This window comes from Streptomyces sp. NPDC087300 (assembly GCF_044744425.1).
GTDB lineage: Bacteria > Actinomycetota > Actinomycetes > Streptomycetales > Streptomycetaceae > Streptomyces.
In genome coordinates this window covers 254,677-275,740 of the sequence record NZ_JBIUYI010000011.1, presented here as the reverse complement: position 1 = coordinate 275,740, position 21,064 = coordinate 254,677, and the positions used below count along the sequence as shown (strand labels likewise).

At 72.0% G+C, this 21,064-nt stretch carries 16 protein-coding genes; 8 read left to right on the top strand and 8 right to left on the bottom strand.

Annotated elements, in window-relative coordinates; translation table 11 throughout:
• The first annotated feature begins 8 nt into the window (after nucleotides 1–8).
• Nucleotides 9–2,282 carry a heavy metal translocating P-type ATPase gene (locus ACIO9J_RS37165; protein ID WP_402009344.1) on the top strand — a complete coding sequence of 758 codons (2,274 nt, stop codon included), beginning with the start codon at nucleotides 9–11 and terminating at the stop codon, nucleotides 2,280–2,282.
• 471 nt (nucleotides 2,283–2,753) lie between these two features.
• Here the strand turns inward: ACIO9J_RS37165 and ACIO9J_RS37160 are convergent, their stop codons facing one another.
• Both ACIO9J_RS37160 and ACIO9J_RS37155 read right to left on the bottom strand, forming a co-directional pair.
• Nucleotides 2,754–4,052: a citrate synthase gene (locus tag ACIO9J_RS37160; protein WP_191094959.1), complete on the bottom strand. Its 1,299-nt coding sequence runs from the start codon at nucleotides 4,050–4,052 to the stop codon at nucleotides 2,754–2,756.
• A gap of 133 nt (nucleotides 4,053–4,185) precedes the next feature.
• Nucleotides 4,186–6,492 carry an ATP-dependent RecD-like DNA helicase gene (locus ACIO9J_RS37155; RefSeq protein ID WP_402009342.1) on the bottom strand — a complete coding sequence of 769 codons (2,307 nt, stop codon included), beginning with the start codon at nucleotides 6,490–6,492 and terminating at the stop codon, nucleotides 4,186–4,188.
• Between the two features lie 282 nt (nucleotides 6,493–6,774).
• Here ACIO9J_RS37155 and ACIO9J_RS37150 point away from each other — a divergent pair, with 282 nt between their 5' ends.
• Nucleotides 6,775–7,341: a DUF937 domain-containing protein gene (locus ACIO9J_RS37150; RefSeq protein ID WP_402009340.1), complete on the top strand. Its 567-nt coding sequence runs from the start codon at nucleotides 6,775–6,777 to the stop codon at nucleotides 7,339–7,341.
• Between the two features lie 24 nt (nucleotides 7,342–7,365).
• Here the strand turns inward: ACIO9J_RS37150 and ACIO9J_RS37145 are convergent, their stop codons facing one another.
• From ACIO9J_RS37145 to ACIO9J_RS37135, 3 genes are read right to left on the bottom strand one after another with little or no spacing between them, the layout of a single operon-like run.
• Nucleotides 7,366–8,226, bottom strand: a complete 861-nt coding sequence (locus ACIO9J_RS37145) for a sugar phosphate isomerase/epimerase family protein (RefSeq protein WP_402009338.1) — start codon at nucleotides 8,224–8,226, stop codon at nucleotides 7,366–7,368.
• On the bottom strand, nucleotides 8,223–9,380 hold the full coding sequence (locus ACIO9J_RS37140) for a dihydrodipicolinate synthase family protein (protein WP_402009337.1): 1,158 nt from the start codon (nucleotides 9,378–9,380) through the stop codon (nucleotides 8,223–8,225). The genes ACIO9J_RS37145 and ACIO9J_RS37140 overlap by 4 nt, the downstream gene beginning before the upstream one ends.
• Nucleotides 9,377–10,537 carry a Gfo/Idh/MocA family protein gene (locus ACIO9J_RS37135; RefSeq protein WP_402009335.1) on the bottom strand — a complete coding sequence of 387 codons (1,161 nt, stop codon included), beginning with the start codon at nucleotides 10,535–10,537 and terminating at the stop codon, nucleotides 9,377–9,379. The genes ACIO9J_RS37140 and ACIO9J_RS37135 overlap by 4 nt, the downstream gene beginning before the upstream one ends.
• Before the next feature lie 170 nt (nucleotides 10,538–10,707).
• Here ACIO9J_RS37135 and ACIO9J_RS37130 point away from each other — a divergent pair, with 170 nt between their 5' ends.
• Nucleotides 10,708–11,763 (top strand): LacI family DNA-binding transcriptional regulator, encoded by a 1,056-nt coding sequence (locus ACIO9J_RS37130; RefSeq protein ID WP_402009333.1) that lies wholly within the window; start codon nucleotides 10,708–10,710, stop codon nucleotides 11,761–11,763.
• Between the two features lie 188 nt (nucleotides 11,764–11,951).
• Here ACIO9J_RS37130 and ACIO9J_RS37125 read toward each other — a convergent pair whose 3' ends face one another.
• Nucleotides 11,952–13,496, bottom strand: a complete 1,545-nt coding sequence (locus ACIO9J_RS37125) for a PLP-dependent aminotransferase family protein (RefSeq protein WP_402009331.1) — start codon at nucleotides 13,494–13,496, stop codon at nucleotides 11,952–11,954.
• A gap of 28 nt (nucleotides 13,497–13,524) precedes the next feature.
• Here ACIO9J_RS37125 and ACIO9J_RS37120 point away from each other — a divergent pair, with 28 nt between their 5' ends.
• From ACIO9J_RS37120 to ACIO9J_RS37100, 5 genes are all read left to right on the top strand, one after another.
• Nucleotides 13,525–14,136, top strand: coding sequence for a LysE family translocator (locus tag ACIO9J_RS37120; protein ID WP_402009329.1), 612 nt, complete (start codon nucleotides 13,525–13,527; stop codon nucleotides 14,134–14,136).
• Between the two features lie 120 nt (nucleotides 14,137–14,256).
• Nucleotides 14,257–15,240 carry a GNAT family N-acetyltransferase gene (locus ACIO9J_RS37115; RefSeq protein WP_402009328.1) on the top strand — a complete coding sequence of 328 codons (984 nt, stop codon included), beginning with the start codon at nucleotides 14,257–14,259 and terminating at the stop codon, nucleotides 15,238–15,240.
• A gap of 31 nt (nucleotides 15,241–15,271) precedes the next feature.
• The gene (locus tag ACIO9J_RS37110; RefSeq protein WP_402009326.1) at nucleotides 15,272–16,072 is read left to right on the top strand and encodes a sugar phosphate isomerase/epimerase family protein; all 801 of its coding nucleotides are present in this window, start codon (nucleotides 15,272–15,274) and stop codon (nucleotides 16,070–16,072) included.
• A gap of 393 nt (nucleotides 16,073–16,465) precedes the next feature.
• Complete coding sequence (locus ACIO9J_RS37105; RefSeq protein ID WP_402009324.1) at nucleotides 16,466–18,307, top strand: glycoside hydrolase family 3 protein; 1,842 nt, start codon at nucleotides 16,466–16,468, stop codon at nucleotides 18,305–18,307.
• Between the two features lie 113 nt (nucleotides 18,308–18,420).
• Entirely contained in the window at nucleotides 18,421–19,059 is a 639-nt protein-coding gene (locus ACIO9J_RS37100; protein WP_402009322.1) for a hypothetical protein, read from the top strand.
• 43 nt (nucleotides 19,060–19,102) lie between these two features.
• On the opposite strand, the gene ACIO9J_RS37095 is transcribed toward ACIO9J_RS37100, so the two are convergent.
• Nucleotides 19,103–20,548 carry a S28 family serine protease gene (locus ACIO9J_RS37095; RefSeq protein ID WP_402009320.1) on the bottom strand — a complete coding sequence of 482 codons (1,446 nt, stop codon included), beginning with the start codon at nucleotides 20,546–20,548 and terminating at the stop codon, nucleotides 19,103–19,105.
• A gap of 77 nt (nucleotides 20,549–20,625) precedes the next feature.
• Nucleotides 20,626–21,033 (bottom strand): hypothetical protein, encoded by a 408-nt coding sequence (locus ACIO9J_RS37090; RefSeq protein WP_402009319.1) that lies wholly within the window; start codon nucleotides 21,031–21,033, stop codon nucleotides 20,626–20,628.
• Nucleotides 21,034–21,064 lie beyond the last annotated feature (31 nt).

Genomic DNA, 21,064 nt, shown 5'->3' with positions numbered 1-21,064 from the left:
AAAGAGCCATGACCGAAGTCGAACTCGCCGTCGGCGGAATGACCTGCGCCTCCTGCTCGTCGCGCATCGAGAAGAAGCTGAACCGCATGGAGGGCGTGACCGCCACGGTCAACCTCGCCACGGAGAAGGCCAAGGTCTCGTACGACGAGGGCGAGGGCGTCGCGGTCGGGCAGCTGATCGCGCTGGTCGAGAAGCTCGGCTACACGGCCGAGGAGATCGTGCCGCCCCCGCCGGAGCCACCGGCCGACGAGTCCGCCGGGTCCCCTGCAGGTACGGCGGGCGCGGCCCCGACCACCGCCGACATCACCGAGCCGGACACCCTGCGCCAGCGCCTGATCGTCTCGGCGCTGCTCGCGCTGCCCGTGGTGCTGCTCGCGATGGTCCCCGCCCTCCAGTTCGACAACTGGCAGTGGCTCTCGCTGACCCTGGCCGCGCCCGTCGTGGTCTGGGGCGGCCTCCCCTTCCACCGCGCGGCCCTCACCAACCTGCGGCACGGCGCGGCGACCATGGACACCCTCGTCTCCGTCGGCACGCTCGCCGCCTTCGGCTGGTCCCTGTGGGCGCTCTTCTTCGGCGACGCGGGGATGCCGGGGATGCGTCACGGCTTCGACTTCACCGTCTCGCGGGGCGACGGCGCGTCGACGATCTATCTGGAAGTGGCCGCGGGCGTCATCACGTTCATCCTGCTCGGCCGCTGGCTGGAGGCCCGCGCCAAGCGGAAGGCGGGCGCGGCCCTGCGCGCCCTGCTCGATCTGGGCGCCAAGGACGTCGCCGTGCTGCGGTCCGGCACGGAGACCCGGATCCCGGTCGGCCGCCTCGTCGTCGGCGACCATTTCGTCGTACGCCCCGGAGAGACCGTCGCCACCGACGGCACCGTCGCCGAGGGCTCGTCCGCCGTCGACGCCTCGATGCTGACCGGCGAGTCCGTGCCCGTGGACGTGGGCGTCGGCGACGCCGTCACCGGGGCGACCGTGAACACCTCGGGCCGCCTGGTCGTCGAGGCGACACGGGTCGGCTCCGGCACCCGGCTGGCCCGGATGGCGCGGCTCGTCGAGGACGCGCAGACCGGCAAGGCCCAGGTGCAGCGCCTCGCCGACAGGATCGCCGGGGTCTTCGTGCCGGTCGTCCTGCTCATCGCGCTCGGTACGCTGGCCGGCTGGCTGTTCGCCACCGGCGACCCGACCGCCGCGTTCACCGCCGCCGTCGCCGTACTGATCATCGCCTGCCCCTGCGCCCTCGGCCTCGCCACGCCGACCGCGCTCATGGTCGGCACCGGGCGCGGCGCCCAGCTCGGCATCCTGATCAAGGGCCCCGAGGTCCTGGAGTCGACCCGCCGCGTCGACACCGTCGTCCTGGACAAGACGGGCACGGTGACGACGGGGCAGATGGAACTGACCGACGTCCACGTGGTGGGAGACACCGAGGAGAAGGAGCTCCTGCGCCTCGCGGGCGCCCTGGAGCACGCCTCCGAGCACCCGGTGGCACGGGCCGTCACGGCGGGCGCCGTCGCGCACCTGGGGGCCGTGCCGCCCGCGCCGGAACGGTTCGAGAGCGTCGCCGGGTCCGGGGTGCGCGGGACCGTGGAGGGACACGAGGTGCTCGTCGGCCGCGAGCGGCTCCTCGCGGCCGCGGGCGTCACGGGCCTGGACGCCGTGAGCGCGCTGCGGGACGCCGCGGAGGCCGCCGGGCGCACGGCGGTCCTGGTCGCCTGGGACGGGGCCGCACGCGGCGTCCTGGCGGTCGCGGACACCGTCAAGGAGACCAGCCCGCGGGCGGTGTCCGAACTGCGCGCGCTCGGCCTGTCACCGGTGCTCCTGACCGGTGACAACAAGGCCGTCGCCGACGCCGTGGCGCGCGAGGTGGGGATCGGCCCCGACGCCGTGTACGCGGAGGTGCTCCCCGAGGACAAGGTCGAGGTCGTCCGGCGGCTTCAGGGCGAGGGCCGGGTCGTGGCGATGGTCGGGGACGGCGTGAACGACGCGGCCGCGCTCGCCACCGCCGATCTGGGCCTCGCGATGGGCACGGGCACGGACGCCGCGATCGAGGCGGGCGACCTGACACTCGTGCGCGGGGACTTGCGGGTGGCCGCCGACGCCATCAGGCTCTCCCGCAAGACACTCGCCACCATCAAGGGCAACCTCTTCTGGGCCTTCGGCTACAACGTCGCCGCACTGCCCCTCGCGGCGGCCGGGCTCCTGAATCCGATGATCGCGGGCGCCGCGATGGCGTTCTCCTCCGTCTTCGTGGTCACCAACAGCCTCCGCCTGAAGACGTTCGCATAAAGCCTTCACAAGGCCGTTTCAACATCCTCACGCGTGTGCCAGAATCCCCATATCGGGGTTCTTGCGCATGTACAGGACATATGCAAGAGACGCAGATCACAGTGATCCGAACGTAACCATTGGGGGAAGTCGCGAGTCTAATGGGGCGATGCAGGAAGATGTCTTGGGGGACATCTTCCGGCATGTGGGGACATCTTGGGGGATGTTCCTTGAATTGCGTTGCCGGGGCACGTGCACCGGGGAGCTTTGAGCGGCCCTCCCGTACGTACGCGTCCCGGCAGACCGCAGGGCACGACCACAGACGCCCGGCCGGATCCCGTGGGGGGAATCCGCACCGGGAAAAAGGGAAGCGCCCCGACCGTCGACCCGTGGGGGGATCGATGGCGGGGCGCTTTCCGCTTTAGGTGCCCTGCGAGGGGCGCGGGGAGCCGCGCGGCCGGCCGGAGCGGACCCGCGGATGCCCGGGAAGGGTCAGCGACCCTCGACCGGGACGAAGTCCCGCAGGACCTCACCGGTGTAGATCTGACGGGGACGGCCGATGCGCGACCCCGGCTCCTTGATCATCTCGTGCCACTGGGCGATCCAGCCCGGCAGCCGGCCGAGGGCGAACAGGACGGTGAACATCTCCGTCGGGAAGCCCATGGCCCGGTAGATGAGACCGGTGTAGAAGTCGACGTTCGGGTAGAGCTTGCGCTCGACGAAGTAGTCGTCGGCCAGCGCGTGCTCTTCCAGCTTCAGCGCGATGTCGAGCAGCTCGTCGGACTTGCCGAGGGCCGAGAGGACGTCGTGCGCCGCCGCCTTGATGATCTTCGCCCGGGGGTCGAAGTTCTTGTAGACGCGGTGCCCGAAGCCCATGAGCTTCACGCCGTCTTCCTTGTTCTTCACCTTGCGGATGAAGGTGTCGACGTCGCCGCCGGAGGCCTGGATGCCTTCCAGCATCTCCAGGACCGACTGGTTGGCGCCACCGTGCAGCGGGCCCCACAGGGCCGAGATGCCGGCCGAGATCGAGGCGAACATGTTCGCCTGCGAGGAGCCGACCAGACGCACGGTGGAGGTCGAACAGTTCTGCTCGTGGTCCGCGTGCAGGATCAGCAGCTTGTCGAGCGCGTTGACCACGACCGGGTCGAGCTCGTACTCGGCGGCGGGCACCGAGAAGGTCATGCGCAGGAAGTTCTCGACGTAGCCGAGGTCGTTGCGCGGGTAGACGACCGGGTGGCCCTGCGACTTCTTGTACGCGTAGGCCGCGATCGTCGGAAGCTTGGCGAGCAGGCGGATCGTCGAGAGGTGACGCTGCTTCTCGTCGAACGGGTTGTGGCTGTCCTGGTAGAACGTCGACAGCGCGCTGACCACGGACGACAGCATCGCCATCGGGTGGGCGTCACGCGGGAAGCCGTCGTAGAACCGCTTGACGTCCTCGTGCAGCAGGGTGTGCTGCGTGATCTCGTTCTTGAAGGTGGCCAGCTCGTCGACCTTCGGCAGTTCGCCGTTGATCAGGAGGTACGCCACCTCGGTGAAGGTGGAGCGCTCGGCCAGCTGCTCGATCGGGTAGCCGCGGTACCGGAGGATGCCCTGTTCACCGTCGAGATAGGTGATGGCGGATTTATAGGCGGCGGTGTTTCCGTAGCCGCTGTCCAGGGTCACCAGACCGGTCTGGGCGCGGAGCTTCCCGATGTCGAAGCCCTTGTCGCCCACGGTCGACTCGATCACCGGGTAGGTGTACTCGCCGTCGCCGTACCGCAGTACTACACCGTTGTTAGCGTTCTCGCTCACGTCATCCCTCACCGACGTTGTGCCTCTTCTTCGAGGTGCCCTGACTGTCTCTACCATCCCCCATTTGGCCCTGGAGAGTGCACTCGGGGTCGACCATTGGGCCTATTGGCGGCACTCAGTGCCGCCAACCTGCTCATCCTGCCCCCTTCGCCCCGGTTCCGGAAGTGCTGTGTGACGTTTGCGACTCGTTTGATCGATCAAATCGTCCAGGGCCTTCTCCGCGGCGCCCCGAGAGCCTGAAATCCAGGGCCGTACAGCGTCTGCCCGCGGAGACCGTGCGCACCGCCTGACCGAGAGCCTTGCGCGAACCGACAAGGACCACCAGCTTCTTGGCGCGTGTCACCGCCGTGTAGAGCAGATTGCGCTGGAGCATCATCCACGCGCCCGTGGTGACGGGGATCACCACCGCCGGGTACTCACTGCCCTGGGAGCGGTGGATCGTCACCGCGTACGCGTGCGAGAGCTCGTCCAGTTCGTCGAAGTCGTACGGGATTTCCTCGTCCTCGTCGGTCAGGACGGTCAGCCGCTGCTCGTCGGGATCGAGGGCGGTGACCACGCCCACCGTGCCGTTGAAGACGCCGTTCCGCCCCTTCTCGTAGTTGTTGCGGATCTGGGTGACCTTGTCGCCGACGCGGAAGACGCGGCCCCCGAAGCGCTTCTCCGGCAGGTCCGGCCTGGCGGGCGTGATGGCCTGCTGGAGGAGGCCGTTGAGGTTCCCGGCGCCCGCGGGGCCGCGGTGCATGGGGGCCAGGACCTGGATGTCGCGGCGCGGGTCGAGGCCGAACTTCTTGGGGATGCGGTGCGCGGCGACGTCCACCGTGACGCGGCCCGCGTCCTCGGTCTCCTCCTCGACGAAGAGGAAGAAGTCCTTCATGCCCTGGGTGAGCGGCGGCACACCGGAGTTGATGCGGTGGGCGTTGGTGACCACGCCCGACTCCTGGGCCTGCCGGAAGATGCGGGTGAGCCGGACGGCGGGGACGGGGCCGCCCTCGGCGAGCATGTCCCGCAGGACCTCGCCCGCGCCGACGCTCGGCAACTGGTCCACGTCGCCGACGAAGAGCAGGTGGGCGCCCGGCGGCACGGCCTTGACCAGCTTGTTGGCGAGCAGCAGGTCCAGCATCGAGGCCTCGTCGACCACCACCAGGTCGGCGTCGAGCGGCCGCTCCTTGTCGTACGCCGCGTCTCCGCCGGGCTTCAGTTCGAGCAGGCGGTGGACGGTGGACGCCTCGGCCCCGGTGAGCTCGGCGAGGCGCTTGGCGGCGCGTCCGGTGGGGGCCGCGAGGACGACCTTGGCCTTCTTGGCGCGGGCCAGCTCCACGACGGAGCGGACGGTGAAGGACTTGCCGCAGCCGGGACCGCCGGTCAGGACGGCGACCTTGCGGGTCAGCGCGAGCCGCACCGCCTCCTGCTGCTCGGGGGCGAGATCGGCACCCGTGCGGCGCGCCAGCCAGCCGAGCGCCTTGTCCCAGGCGACGTCACGGAAGGCGGGCATGCGGTCCTCCTCGGTCCTCAGGAGGCGCAACAGCTGGGCCGCGAGGGAGATTTCGGCGCGGTGGAAGGGCACCAGATAGACGGCGGTGACGTCCTCGCCGCCGTCCGGGCCCGGCACCGTCTCCCGTACGACCCCCTCCTCCTCGCCCGCCAGTTCGGTGAGGCAGTCGATGACCAGGCCGGTGTCGACCTGGAGGAGCTTGACCGCGTCGGTGATCAGACGCTCCTCGGGCAGGAAGCAGTTGCCCTGGTCGGTGGATTGCGAAAGGGCGTACTGGAGACCGGCCTTGACGCGCTCGGGGCTGTCGTGCGGGATGCCGACCGACTGGGCGATGCGGTCGGCGGTGAGGAAGCCGATGCCCCAGACGTCGGCGGCGAGGCGATAGGGCTCGTTCTTCACGACGGAGATCGACGCGTCCCCGTACTTCTTGTAGATGCGCACCGCGATGGAGGTGGAGACGCCGACGCCCTGGAGGAAGACCATGACCTCCTTGATGGCCTTCTGCTCCTCCCAGGCGGCGGCGATCATCTTCGTCCGCTTGGGCCCGAGCCCCGGCACCTCGACCAGGCGCTTGGGCTCCTTCTCGATGATGTCGAGGGTGTCCACGCCGAAGTGGGTGGTGATCCGGTCGGCCATCACCGGGCCGATGCCCTTGATGAGGCCGGAGCCGAGATAGCGGCGGATGCCCTGGATGGTGGCGGGCAGCACCGTCGTGTAGTTCTCCACGGTGAACTGCTTGCCGTACTGCGGGTGGGAGCCCCAGCGGCCCTGCATCCGCAGCGATTCGCCGGCCTGCGCGCCGAGCAGCGCGCCGACGACCGTGAGCAGGTCGCCCGCGCCGCGTCCGGTGTCGACGCGCGCGACGGTGTACCCGGTCTCCTCGTTGGCGTACGTGATGCGCTCGAGGACCCCCTCGAGCACCGACATCGCCGGTGCCTGACTCGACATGATCCGACGCTACCGCCCGGCACTGACAGCGCGGTGGGGGCGGGGGCGACTTCGGTCGTACGGACGTTTTGAGGGGGCCCGCTCCGTCGAACAGGCCCCCTCGGTTCCCTCCCCTGTCAGAAACCCCTTGATTCCCCCCGGAATCCCCCCAGATCCCCCCTCGGGAAGTCCTGACGCCAAGTACGACACGCATGGTGCCGGAAGGGTTGCACGCAGTCGCGAGGAAGTTTTCCGGCTCCGTTCCAGGTGCTGACAAAGCGGGGCAGACGTAGCGTTTGCCTCATGAGCGATTCCCAGTCCAGCGATTCCCGGTCCTTCGAGCAGGACGTGCTGCGCGAGCTCGGCGACGACAAGCTCCAGGAGATCGCCGGTCTGCTCGGCACGGACGCGACAGGGGCCCAGGAGGTCGTCGGCACCACGGTGTCCGCGCTCTCCGGAGACCTTCAGGACAAGGCCGCCGCCACGGACCCCGCGGAGGCGGAGGAGGTGCGCCAGGCGATCGCCGAGGCGGCCGACGCGCCCGCTCCCGGGGCCGACTCCGCCTCCGGTGACGCCCCGCTCCAGGGAGTGGCGGCGTTCGGCGGTCTCGGCGGGCTCGCCGCGGGCGGGATGATGTCCGGCGTCCTCGCGAAGATGAGCAAGCCGGTGGCCAACGCGGTCTCCAAGAAGACGGGCATCCCCGCGCCGACGGTCTCCCGCGTCATCGAGATGCTCATCCCCGTGGTCCTCGCCGTCCTCACCAAGCGCGCGGCGAGCACGAAGGGGTCGGGCGGCGCGGCACCGAAGGCGTCGGCCGCCTCCGGTGGCCTCGGTGACCTGCTCGGTCAGATCCTGGGCGGCAAGAAGTAGCCGTGCGTCACGCGTGCGGAAGCGTCACGCGTGCGTGCGGAAGCGTTCCGCCGTCTCCCGCAGCACCTCTCCCCCGTCCCTGGCCCACAGCGCCTCGTTGAAGATCTCGACCTCGATCGGTCCTTCGTATCCGGCGTCGTCGACCAGTGCGCGGAAGGCCTTGAAGTCGACGCAGCCGTCGCCCAGTTGGCCGCGTCCCAGCAGTACGCCCGCGGGCAGCGGTGTGATCCAGTCGGCCAGTTGGAAGGCGTGGATCCGGCCTTCGGCGCCCGCGCGTGCGATCTGCGCGGGTGCCTGGTCGTCCCACCACAGGTGGTAGGTGTCCACGACGACGCCGACCTGTTCCGCGGGGAAGCGTTCCGCCAGGTCGAGGGCCTGGGCGAGGGTGGAGACCACGCAGCGGTCGGCGGCGAACATCGGGTGCAGCGGCTCGATGGCCAGCCGGACGCCCCGCTCCTGGGCGTACGGGGCGAGTTCGGCGAGGGCGTCCGCGATGTGCTCCCTGGCCGCCGCCAGGTCCCTGCTGCCGGGCGGCAGGCCGCCGGAGACCAGGACGAGCGTGTCGGTGCCGAGCGTGGCCGCCTCGTCGATCGCCGCGCGGTTGTCGTCGAGGGCACGCGCGCGTGCGTGCGGTTCGGGGTCGGTGAAGAAGCCGCCCCTGCACAGGCTCGTGACGGTGAGCCCGCAATCGCGCAGGAGGCGGGCGGTGCGCTCGACGCCGTACTTCTGGACCGGGGCACGCCACAGGCCGACCGCGGTGATGCCCTCCTTCACGCAGCCCTCGGCGAGTTCGGGCAGCGCGAGCTGGCGGACGGTCTCCTGGTTGATGCTCAGCCGGGACAGCGGGACCGGGCCCTGGGGGCTCGGTGGGCTCTGCGGGCTCATTGCGGCACTCCGTGGACGGTGAGCAGGGATCGCATGCGGGCGGCGGCGAGGGCCGGGTCCGGGAACAGGCCGAGTCCGTCGGCCAGTTCGTAGGCGCGGGCCAGATGCGGCAGCGAGCGCGCCGACTGGAGGCCGCCGACCATGGTGAAGTGCGACTGGTGGCCCGCGAGCCAGGCCAGCAGGACGACGCCCGTCTTGTAGTAGCGGGTGGGCGTCTGGAAGAGGTGACGGGACAACTCGACCGTGGGGTCGAGGAGTTCGCGGAAGCCCTTGGTGTCGCCCGTGTCCAGGACGCGTACGGCGTCCGCCGCCAGCGGGCCCAGCGGGTCGAAGATGCCGAGCAGGGCGTGGCTGAAGCCGTGGTCGTCGCCCGCGATCAGCTCGGGGTAGTGGAAGTCGTCGCCGGTGTAGCAGCGCACGCCCCGGGGCAGCCGGCGGCGCAGCGCGATCTCGCGTTCGGCGTCCAGGAGCGAGACCTTGATGCCGTCGACCTTGTCGGGGTGGGCGGCGATGACCTGGAGGAAGGTCTCCGTCGCCGTATCCAGGTCGGCCGATCCCCAGTAGCCCGTCAGGGCGGGGTCGAACATCGGGCCGAGCCAGTGCAGGACGACGGGGCCCGCGGCCTGGCGCAGGAGGTGGCCGTAGGTGTGCAGATAGTCGTCGGGCGAGGTGGCCGCGGCGGCCAGCGCGCGCGAGGCCATCAGGATCGGCCGGGCGCCACTCGCCTCGACGAGCTCCAGCTGCTCCTCGTACGCCGCACGGACCGTCAGGAGGTCGGCGGGCCCGGTGAGTTGGTCGGTGCCCACGCCGCACGCGATGCGGCCGCCGGCCGCCCGCGCCTCGGCGGCCGAGCGCCGGATGAGCTCGGCGGCGCCCGCCCAGTCGAGGCCCATGCCGCGCTGGGCGGTGTCCATGGCCTCCGCGACGCCGAGGCCGTGCGACCAGAGGTGACGGCGGAAGGTGAGCGTGGCGTCCCAGTCGACGGCGGCGGGTCCTTCCGGGGAGACGTCGGCGTACGGATCGGCGACCACGTGCGCGGCGGAGAAGACCGTGCGGGAGGTGAACGCGGGGCCGCCGTGCGCCGGGCGGGGCTCGGCGCGCGGGGTGTACGCGCGCGTGCCGCCGTCCGCGGCCGGCAGCAGGACGCTGGTCACAGGGCGATCTCCGGTACGTCGATGCGGCGGCCCTCGGCCGAGGAGCGCAGGCCCAGTTCGGCGAGTTGCACGCCGCGCGCGCCCGCGAGGAGGTCCCAGCGGTAGGGCGCGTCCGCGTACACGTGCTTGAGGAAGAGCTCCCACTGCGCCTTGAAGCCGTTGTCGAACCCCTCGGGCCCCTGGTTGTCCGGGACCTCCTGCCACTGGTCGCGGAAGGAGTGGGTGGCGGGCAGGTCCGGGTTCCAGACCGGCTTGGGCGTCGTACTCCTGTGCTGTACGCGGCAGTTGCGCAGGCCCGCGACGGCCGAGCCCTCCGTGCCGTCGACCTGGAACTCGACCAGCTCGTCGCGGTTCACGCGCACCGACCAGGAGGAGTTGATCTGCGCGATCGCGCCGCCCTCCAGCTCGAAGATGCCGTACGCGGAGTCGTCGGCGGTGGCGTCGTAGGGCTTGTCGCGCTCGTCCCAGCGCTGCGGGATGTGGGTCGCGGCCAGCGCCTGGACGCTGCGCACCCGGCCGAACAGCTCGTGCAGGACGTACTCCCAGTGCGGGAACATGTCGACGACGATGCCGCCGCCGTCCTCGGCGCGGTAGTTCCAGGAGGGGCGCTGGGCAGGCTGCCAGTCGCCCTCGAAGACCCAGTAGCCGAACTCGCCCCTGACCGACAGGATACGGCCGAAGAAGCCGCCGTCGATGAGGCGCTTCAGCTTGAGCAGCCCCGGCAGAAAGAGCTTGTCCTGGACGACGCCGTGCTTGATGCCGGCGTCCCTGGCCAGACGGGCCAGGCCGAGCGCGCCCGCGAGGCCGGTGGCGCTCGGCTTCTCGGTGTAGACGTGCTTGCCCGCGGCGATGGCGCGCTTGATGGCGTCCTCACGGGCGGAGGTGACCTGGGCGTCGAAGTAGATGTCGACCGAGGGGTCGGCGAGGACCGCGTCGAGGTCGGTGGAGACGTGTTCCAGGCCGTGCTGTCCGGCGAGCGCGCGCAGGGCGTGCTCCCTGCGGCCGACGAGGACGGGCTCCGGCCAGAGCACGGTGCCGTCGCCCAGGTCGAGGCCGCCCTGTTCGCGGAGGGCGAGGATCGAGCGGACCAGGTGCTGGCGGTGGCCCATGCGTCCCGTGACGCCGTTCATGGCGATGCGCACCGTCTTGCGTGTCACGAAAGTCCCTCCGTAGGTGCGTAGCAAGCGCTTTCTATCCAAGGGCAAGCTAGCCTGCCGGACAAGGTTCGGACAAGGGCTTCGGACTTTCGGAGCGTGGTGGCGCCCAGTGGTGGCGCCCGGGGGATGGGCCGGCGCGCCGACCAGAGCAGTGACCGGAGGACGACGAGATGACCGTGACCCTGGCGGACGTGGCGGCACGCGCGCAGGTCTCCCCCGCCACCGTCTCCCGCGTGCTGAACGGCAACTACCCCGTGGCGGCCGCGACCCGCGAGCGGGTGCTGCGCGCCGTCGACGACCTCGACTACGTCCTCAACGGGCCCGCGAGCGCGCTCGCCGCGGCCACCTCCGACCTGGTCGGGATCCTCGTCAACGACATCGCCGACCCGTTCTTCGGAATCATGGCGGGCGCCGTGCAGTCCGAGATCGGCGGGCCCGGCGGGCGGGCGGGCGGCGAGCGGATGGCCGTCGTCTGCAACACCGGCGGCTCGCCCGAGCGCGAACTCACCTACCTCACCCTGCTCCAGCGCCAGCGCGCCGCCGCGGTCGTCCTCACCGGCGGCGCGGTGGAGGACGCCGAGCACGCGGCCGCGCTCGCGGGGAAGCTGCGGCGGCTCGCGGAGGCCGGGTCGCGGGTGGTGCTGTGCGGGCGGCCGCCGTCGCCCGACACCGACGCGTCGGCGGCGCTCACCTTCGACAACCGGGGCGGCGGGCGGCAGATCACGGAGCACCTGCTGAGCCTCGGGCACCGGCGGGTCGGCTACATCGCGGGGCCCGAGGAGCGCACCACCACCCGGCACCGCCTGGAGGGCCACCGGGCCGCACTCGCCGCGCGCGGCATCCAGGACGACCCCGCGCTGACGGTGCACGGCCCCTACGACCGCCGCTCCGGATACGACGCCACGGTCGAACTCCTGCGCCGCGCACCCGACTTGACGGCGGTCGTCGCCGCGAACGACACGGTGGCACTCGGCGCCTGCGCGGCCCTGCGCGACAAGGGCCTGCGCATCCCGGACGACGTCTCGGTGGCGGGCTTCGACGACCTCCCCTTCAGCATCGACGTGGTCCCCGCACTGACGACGGTCCGACTCCCGCTGTACGAGGCGGGCGCCCGAGCGGGCCGCATCGCCATGGGCAAGGAGAAGCCGCCGCCGGGCGGGGTGGCCACGGTGCACGGGGAGTTGATGGTGCGGGGGTCCACGGCGGGGCCGAGACGCTCGCGCTGAGCGGGGGCACCGGGTCGGCTCGTGGCGTGTCCGGGTGTGGTGCGTCGTGTCGTTGGGCCCCCGCGGGTTCGTCGTGGCTGGGCGCGCCCACGCGGCGGAGCCGCGAATGCCAGAGCCGCATACGTCTGGGCCGCATACGTCTGAGCCCCGCGCCCCTGACGGGGCGCTCCCTCATCCGCCCCCTGGTCTCATCCGCCCCCTGGCCCCATCAGGCGGCCCAGCACCCTCACCCCCTCCTCGATCTCCGCCGCGCCCGTCGCCGCGTAGCCCAGTACCAGGCCTGGCGCGTGCGGGAGTTGGGTGTGCCAGGACAAGGGGTGGACCTTGACGCCGTGGGTCAGGGCCGCCGCGGCGAGGGCCTTGTCGGACGCCTGGTACGTGGCTGCGTCGAACGTGATCGTCAGGTGCAGGCCCGCCGCCGCGCCGTGCGCCCTCGCGCCCGGCAGATGCCGCCCGATCGCCTCGATCATCGCGTCCCTGCGCCTGCGGTGATGCTTGCGGATGAGCCGCAGATGGCGTTCCAGGTCGCCCGATTCCATCAGGTGGGCCAGGACGAGCTGGGGCAGCGCCGCGTTACCCAGGTCGACCAGGCGCTTGGCGTCCGTGAGCGCGGCCCGGTACGCGGGCGGCGCCAGCAGCCAGCCCAGCCGCAGCGCGGGCGCGAGCAGCTTCGAGACGCTGCCCGCGTAGCAGACGTGTTCGGGCAGCAGGGCGTGCAGCGCGGGCACCGCGGGGCGGTCGTAGCGGTGCTCCGCGTCGTAGTCGTCCTCGATGACCAGGCCGCCCTCGCGCGCCCAGTCCATCAGCTCGCGGCGCCGCTCCCCGCCCAGCACCACACCGGTCGGGAACTGGTGGGCCGGCGTCAGCAGCACGGCACGCGCCCCGGTGGCCCGCAGCGCGTCGACGCGGATGCCCTGCGCGTCCACCGGCACGGGCGGGGTGGCGAGCGGCCGCAGGTGCTGGCGCACCCCGAGGGAGCCCGGTTCCTCGACGGCGACCCGGGAGATCCCGTCGGCCCGCAGCACGTCCACGAGCAGCCGCAGCGCCTGGGCGGTGCCGTTGACGATCAGCACGTCGGCCGGGTCCGCGACGATCCCCCGGCTGCGGGAGAGCCAGCGCGCGACGGCGCCGCGCAGGGCGGGGGCGCCGCGCGGATCCCCGTACCCGAAGTCCGCGGGGGCCAGCCCGGCGAGCACGGCGCGCTCGGCCCGCAGCCAGGCCGCGCGCGGGAACGCCGACAGGTCGGGCAGTCCGGGCGACAGGTCGATGCGGGCGGGGGCGGCGCGGATCGCGTCGAAGACGCCGAGGTCGTCGGGGGGTGTGGTGAACAGGCCGGAGCTGAGGGTCGACGTACGTGACGTCGAGTCAGACGGCTTGCTCCGCTGCCCAGTTGACGCCGTACGACTCGGTGCCGCGAGCACCACCGTCCCGCCCCTGCCCCGGCCCGCCACATGCCCGTCCTCCGTCAGGCGCCGGTACGCCTCGGTCACCACGCCGCGGGAGACGCGCAGTTCGTCGGCGAGGGCGCGGGTGGCGGGGAGTCTGCTGCCCGTGGGCAGGTGGCCGTCCGCGATCGCGCTCCTGATCCGCCGCGCCAGCCACTCCGAGAGTCCGCCCCTGGGAGCGTCGCCGGTGTCGAGCTGGAGGAAGTCGGAGGTGGCGGGGGCGGGGGCGGCCCGGGGCCGATCCGCCGTTATGGACCAGTCGGAAGGAGATCCTTTGGACCTGTTCATGGATCCATTGTGGCGCCAGGGTCGAGGCATGGAATTTCTGCTCACCTCCCTGGTCGTCTGTGTGACACCCGGTACCGGTGTCCTCTTCACGGTCGCCGCCGGCCTCTCCCGCGGCACCCGCGCCGCGGTGGTCGCCGCCGTCGGCTGCACGCTCGGTGTCGTGCCGCACCTGGTCGCCGCGGTCACCGGTCTCGCGGCGCTCCTGAACACCAGCGCGGTCGCCTTCCAGACCCTCAAGTACCTGGGCGTGGTCTACCTCTTGTACATGGCGTGGAGCACGCTGCGGGACAAGAGCGAGCTGACGGCGGAGGGCGCGGACGGGGGCGCGGACGAGCCGCGCTCCGCGGGGCGCACCATCCTCACCGGCGTACTGATCAACATCCTCAACCCGAAGCTCACGCTGTTCTTCTTCGCGTTCCTGCCGCAGTTCGTGGCCGCCGACGAGCCCTACGCGTTCCTCCGGATGACCGAGCTCGGCGCGTACTTCATGGTGATCACGTTCGTGGTCTTCGCGGCGTACGGCCGGTTCGCCGCGGCGATGCGCAGCCGCGTCATCGCGCGTCCGCACGTGGTGCGCTGGATGCGGCGCACGTTCGCGGCGGCGTTCGCCGCGCTGGGCGCGCGGCTGGCGTTCCTCTGAGGACGAGGCGCCCCCTTCCACCGCCCCGTTCCACCGCCCCCTTCCACCGCTCCCCTTCCCCCACCCCCCGCTCCGTCGTACCGTTGACTCAGTCAAAGGTGACCTCCGGAGTGATCCGACATGGCGAATCCGTCCCCCGCGGGCCGCACGCCGATCCACGAGATCCGTGCGTTCAACCGCTTCTACACCAACCTCATCGGCGCGCTCGACTACAGCCGCCACCTGTACGTGCCGTACACGCTCACCGAGTCGCGCGTGCTGTACGAGCTGGCGCAGGCGCCGCACACCGATGCCGCCGATCTGCGGGCCGAACTCTCCCTGGATGCCGGGTACTTGAGCAGGCTGCTCGCGAAGTTCGAGCGGGCCGGGCTCGTCGAGCGGGCGCCGTCCGTGCCCGATCCGCGGCGCCAGCGGATCACGCTGACCGCGCGGGGCAGGGACGCCGCCGATCTGCTCGACGAGCGCTCGCGGGAATCCGTGGGATCACTGGTCGCCGACGTGCCCGCCGCCGAGCGGGAGCGGCTCGCCGCGGCGATGCGCACGGTGCGGGAGATCCTGACGGACGCCACGGGGCGGAGCGGGCGGACCGGGCGGCGCCGGGCGCACGTGCTGCTCAGGGAGCCTGGCGCGGGTGATCTCGGGTGGATCGTGCAGCGCAACGCGGCCGTGTACGCCGCCGAGTTCGGCTGGAACGCCGACTACGAGGGTCTGGTGTCCCGTATCGTCGCCGACTTCGCCCAGGACCACGACCCCCATCTGGAGCGGGTGTGGATCGCCGAGCTCGACGGACGTCCCGTGGGGTGCGTGATGTGCGTGCGGGACGAGGCGCCGGGGACCGCGCGGCTGCGGCTGCTGCTCGTCGACGCGGACGCGCGGGGCCTCGGCATCGGCGATCAACTGATCGACGCCTGCGTGGAGTTCGCCAGAGGCGTCGGCTACCGGGAGCTCGTCCTGTGGACCAACGACGTGCTGGAAGCCGCCCGCACCCTCTACCAGCGGCACGGTTTCGTCCTCGCGGCGGAGAAGCCGCACCGCTCCTTCGGCGCCGATCTGGTGGGCCAGGACTGGCGGTTGCCGCTGGCGCACGAGCCGGTGCGGGGTTGACCCCTGACACGTGCCGCCTACTGTCGTGACCATGAAACTCGCCTTCTCCACCCTCGGCGTACCGGGGCTCCCGCTGCCCGACGTACTGCGCCTCGCCACCACCCACGGCTACCACGGCGTGGAGCTCCGCGCGCACCCGGAGGAGCCGGTGCACCCCGGGCTCGGCCTGGTCGAACGGGCCGACGTGGCCGCCGCGTTCAAGTCGGCGGGCGTGGAGATCCTCGGCATCGCGGGGTACGCGCGCGTGGCGGCCCCCGGCGACGACGAGCCCGTCCTCGACGAGCTGCGCGCCCTCGTCGCGCTCGCCCGTGACCTGGGCGCCCCGTTCGTCCGCGTCTTCCCCGGCGGCGGCACCGAGCAGAGCGCGGAGGAGGCCGACGCGACGGCGGCGAGGCGGCTCGGCACCGCCGCGCGGCACGCCGCCGACGCGGGCGTCCGCATCCTCCTGGAGACGCACGACTCGCACCGCACCGGCGCCGACGTCACCCGCATCCTCGGCACGGTCGGCCACCGGCAGGTCGGCGCGCTGTGGGACGTGATGCACACCTGGCTCGGCGGCGAGCCGGTCCCCGACACCTTCGCCGCGCTCTCCCCCTACCTCGGCTACGTCCAGGTGAAGGACATCGCGTCGGCCGACGACACGACCCCGCTCCCCCTCGGCACCGGCACCCTGCCGCTGGCCGAGTGCGTGGCCCTCCTCAACCAGGAGAGCTGGGACGGCTGGCTGTGCTGGGAGTACGAGAAGCGCTGGTACGAGGGCGCGGCACCGCTGCCGGACCTGCTCGGTCAGGGCCGCGAGCTGCTGACCCGGCTGGTGACGCGGACGGGCTGAAGGCCCGCGTCGGGCGCGGGGCCCCACGCCCGTACAGCCCCACGCCCGTACCCGCGCACCACGTTCCGGAAGGCGGCGCCCCACTTCGCGGAAATCAAGGACCGGACGGGAACCCGCCCGTCGGCGATTCCGTCCAACCGGCACGCTGCCGGTGAGTCTCCGCAAGGCGGTGTCGGCATCGCTGCTGGCTGCGAACGCTGACCACCCTCTCCGCCGCCTGCGGCCGGCAGCCCGCCGTCACCGGTGCGCCCCCCTCCACACAGCGCCGGTGACGGCCCCTCGCCACCGGCGCCCCCGCCGCCCCTCCGGTCCCCGCACTCCCTTGACCGGCAGAAAGCTTCGGGATATCCGTAGGGCCTGAAAGAAACTTTCCACCGGCCCGCAGGAGCGCACGTGTCCCAGACCGACGACCTCGACCGCCGCCTGCGCGGGATCATCTCCGGACTGACGCTGGAGGAGAAGGTCGGCCAGCTCTTCGTGATGCACGTGTACGGCGAATCGGCCACCGATCCGGACGAGGCGGACGTCGAGACCAACCTGCGCGAGCTCGGGGTGCGCGACGCCGCCGAGCTGATCGCCACGTACCGCCTGGGCGGCGTCATCTACTTCGGCTGGGCCCACAACACCCGCTCCCCGCAGCAGATCGCGGAGCTCTCGGCCGGGATCCAGCAGGCCGCGCTCGCCCAGCCGTCCGGCATCCCCGTGCTGGTCTCGGTGGACCAGGAGCACGGCATCGTCGCCCGCGTCGGCGCACCCGCGACCCTGCTGCCCGGCGCGATGGCGATCGGCGCGTCCGGCTCGCACGACGCCGCGCGCGAGGCCGCCCGGATCGCGGGCACCGAGCTGCGCGCCCTCGGCATCCGCCAGGACCACGCCCCCGACGCCGACGTGAACATCGACCCGGCCAACCCCGTCATCGGCGTGCGCTCCTTCGGCTCGGAGCCCGACGCGGTCGCCGGATTCGTCACCGCGCAGATCGAGGGCTATCAGAGCGCGGGCGTCGCGACGGCGGCCAAGCACTTCCCCGGGCACGGCGACACCACGGACGACAGCCACACCGACCTGCCGCACATCCACCACACCCGCGAGGAGTGGGACCGCTTCGACGCCCCGCCGTTCCGCGCGGCCGTCGCGGCGGGCGTCGACTCGGTGATGACCGCGCACATCGTGGTGCCCGCGCTCGACCCCGCGGGCGATCCCGCCACCCTGTCCCGGCCGATCCTGACCGGCGTGCTGCGCGAGGAGCTCGGCTTCGACGGCGTGATCTCCACGGACTCGCTCGCGATGCGCGGCGTCCGCACGAAGTACGGCGACGACCGGGTGGCGGTGCTCGCGCTGAAGGCGGGCGTCGACCAGCTCCTGAACCCGCCGAACCCCGAGGTCGCCTGGAACGCGGTGCTCCAGGCCGTCGCGGACGGCGAGTTGGCCGAGGCGCGCATCGAGGAGTCGGTGCTGCGCGTCCTGCGCATGAAGGCGAAGGTCGGCCTCATCGACGGCCCCGACCCCGCGGACGCCCCCGGCGCGGGGGTCACCGCCGGTGCCGTGGACGCCCTCGTCGGCACCCCCGAGCACCTCGCCGCCGCCGACCGCATCGCCGAGGCGAGCACGACGCTGCTGCGCGACGACCACGCCCTCCTGCCGCTGTCCCCGCGCACGCACCCCGAGATCCTGGTCGTCGGCGTGGACCCCGGCTCGCCGTCGGGCACCACGGGCCCGCCGACCTCGGTGCTCGCCGACGCCCTGACCGGCCTCGGCTTCACCGCGACGGCCCGCCCCACCGGAAGCGCCCCCGACGACACGGCCGTCGAGGAGGCCGTGGCCGCCGCGAAGGGCAGGGACGCGGTGCTCGTGGCGACGTACAACGTGGCGACGCGCGGCGCCGCACGCGACAACACCCAGGCCGCCAACGCCGCCCTGGACGCGATGTCCCGGCCGGGCAGGGCCGGGGCGTACGCCGCGCCTTCGAGCGACGGACAGGCCCTCCTGGTCGCCGCGCTCAAGGCCACCGGCATCCCCGTGATCACCCTCGCCGTGCGCAATCCCTACGACATCGCGCACCTGCCCGACGTGGACGCCTCGCTCGCCTCGTACTCCTGGACGGACGTCGAACTGCGCGCCGCGGCCCGGGTGATCGCGGGGCGCGCCGCGCCCCGGGGCCGGCTGCCCGTGCCGGTGCGGCGGGCGGACGATCCGGCGCAGGTGCTGTACCCGGTCGGCCACGGCCTTACGTACTGAGAGGTACGACGCACTACCGGCGCACCACCCCCAAATGACCCAAAGCGCCCTGTGCACCTGGCGTGCGCCCGCCCCGGCAGGTCACGCTGGGTGCACATATCGGGGGGACTGCCATGCTCGTCTGCACCGCGGCGCGGCCTCGTGCGGCCTGGGGGACGGTCTGCGCGCTGCTGCTCGTGGTCGCGCTGACGGGCTGCCAGAAGTCCGGGGAATCCCCGTCGGGCCGGAGCGACGACCAGGCGCCCACCGCCGCGCACCCCAGCGGATTCGGCGCGGTGTTCCTCGCGGTGGACGAGTGCGGTTCGCGCGGGCGCGACACGTTCACCGAGGTGCCGTGCACCAGCGAGCGGGCCGCCGCGCGGGTCGTCGCGCGCTACGACGGCGAGGTCAGGGAGGGCCCGGCCTGTCCCGCCCGTACGGACTTCGTGCTGCACATCAGCGAGAGCAGGCCCGCGGTCGACGAGGACGGCGACGGCGAGGTCCCGCGGGGCTACGCGTGCATGCGGAACCTGGAACCGCCGCACCCCGGTGACCCCGGGGGCGGCGGCGGGCCGCGGACCGTCGTCGGAGACTGCGTCTACGGCGCGGGGCGCGGCCGGGTGCGGGAGACCGCCTGCGACGGCTCCGGCAGGCGCGACCCGGAGTACCGGGTCGCGACGGCGGTGACGCGGCGGGCCGAGTGCCCGCCCGCCACCCAGCTCTACGTGTCCCTGGGCGGCGAGCGCCCGGTCGGATGTGCCGTGCGGATCTGACACGGTCCCGGCCGGGCGCCCCCGCCTCAAGGGCGCGCGCCCGTCACGGACGCAGCGTCAGCTCCTTCTGCACGTCGCGCCGGTCGAGCTTCTTGTCGTACGGGGCGAGCGGCTTGCCCGAGGCCGACGAGACCCCGGCCCACGCCTGGATCCGCTGCGTCGCCTTCGCCTTGTCGTCCGCGACGAGCTGCGACACGCTCGCGCCGTGGTTGGCGCCCGGCGCCGTGAAGACGTACGAGTCGTGCTTGGCGCCCTTGGCGGGCCGGAACTGCTCGGCGCCCCACGGGTCGAACTCGCCGTACACGTACAGCATCCGGTGCGCGTTGTGCCGCACCCAGCGGTCCACGTCGCTCATGGCGTGCGGCTTGAACCTCATGGGGATGTCGCGGGGCACGAAGTTCCGCGGCGGCTGGTAGCCGTAGCGGCTCAGCTTGCCGAGCCAGGGCTGCTTGATCGAGGGCGAGCCGAGCTCGGTGCCCGCCTGGTAGTAGTACGGCGTGTAGGTCTCAAGACCCTGGTCGGTGTAGGAGGACCAGCCGCCCACCGACTCCACGTAGTCGAAGATCTGCTGATCGGTCGCGGTCTTCGCGTCCGGGATCGTGCCGCAGGCGGTGGCGGCGGGCTGGTACTGCCAGAAGCCCCACACCAGGTCGAGGACGACGGCCTCGAACGCCTTGTCCAGCGTGCCGACGGTCTTGAAGGTGTAGCCCTCCGCCTCGGCGTAGGCCGCGAGCTTCTTCGACAGCGGCTCCCTGCGCACCAGCGCCTCGCGCTGCACGTCCTGGATCGCGGTGCGGCACTGGGTGGGGCCGACGCCCGCGAGGAACCTGTCGTACGCCGAGTCCTCCTTGTCGACCACGTCGTTGGGCGCGACGTAGGCGACCACGCCGTCCATGTCACGCGGGTAGAAGCGCTCGTAGTACGTGGCGGTCATGCCGCCCTTGGAGCCGCCCGTGGCCAGCCACTTCTTGCCGTAGATCGGCTTCAGCGCCTGGTAGATGCGGTGCTGGTCGCTGGCGGCCTGCCAGATGTCCAGCTTGCTCCAGTCGGCCGGGTCGGGGCGCGACGGGTTGAAGAAGCGGTACTCCATGGAGACCTGGTTGCCGTCGACGATCTGCGTCGGCTCGCGACGGCTGGGGGTCGTCGAGACGTTGTAGCCACCGGTGTAGAAGACCGAAGGACGGCCGGTGTCCTTGTGCAGCACGGTGATGCGCTGCTTGAAGGTGCCCTTGGACGGGTGCCGGTGGTCCACCGGCTGGGTGTAGTTCAGGACGAAGAAGCGGTAACCGGTGTACGGCTTCTCCTCGATCAGGCTCATGCCGGGTATGGCGAGCAGCCTGTCCTTGATGTCGGCGGCACTTGACATGTCCGAAGTACCTGGGACGTCCGGTTCCGCGGCGGTCGCCGCTCCCGTCGTCGTCGCCCCGGCCGCGCTCATCGTGCCTATCAGCACGACGAGCGACAGCAGCCATCTGAGCGCCTTGCGCATGCACCCTCCCCTGTCGACACAGCAATGCACCGGAACCTAACGGAGCAACTGGGTCCGCACCAGAGGAGATTGAGCGGTCAGCAGAGGATCCAGCCCGAACTGACCGCGCCCCGGCCGATCTTGCCGGTCACCCAGACGCAGCGGTGGCCCGCGTGGACCGTCACCGGGCCCGCGTGGTGGGTGTAGCGGCCCTTGTCGCGGGCCGGGCGGCTGCCGCGCGCCTTGATGCTGACCGACATCGACGTACGGGCGCCTGGCCGCTTGGCGAAGGCGATGGCGCAGAGGTAGCCGCGCGACTTGAAGATCTCGACCCGTCCTGTGGTGAACGGCAACGTGCGCACCTTGTGTCCCGCGCAGGACGCCTTGGCGGGCTTCGTGGCGGGCTTCGCCGAGGCGACGCCGGGGCCCGCGAGGACGAGCAGCACGGCGGCGGCGAGCACGGCGACGCCGAGCGCCGGCCCGCGTCGTGTCCCAGCACTGCTCACGTGTGTCCCTCCCACCCCTGTGGCATCAGCG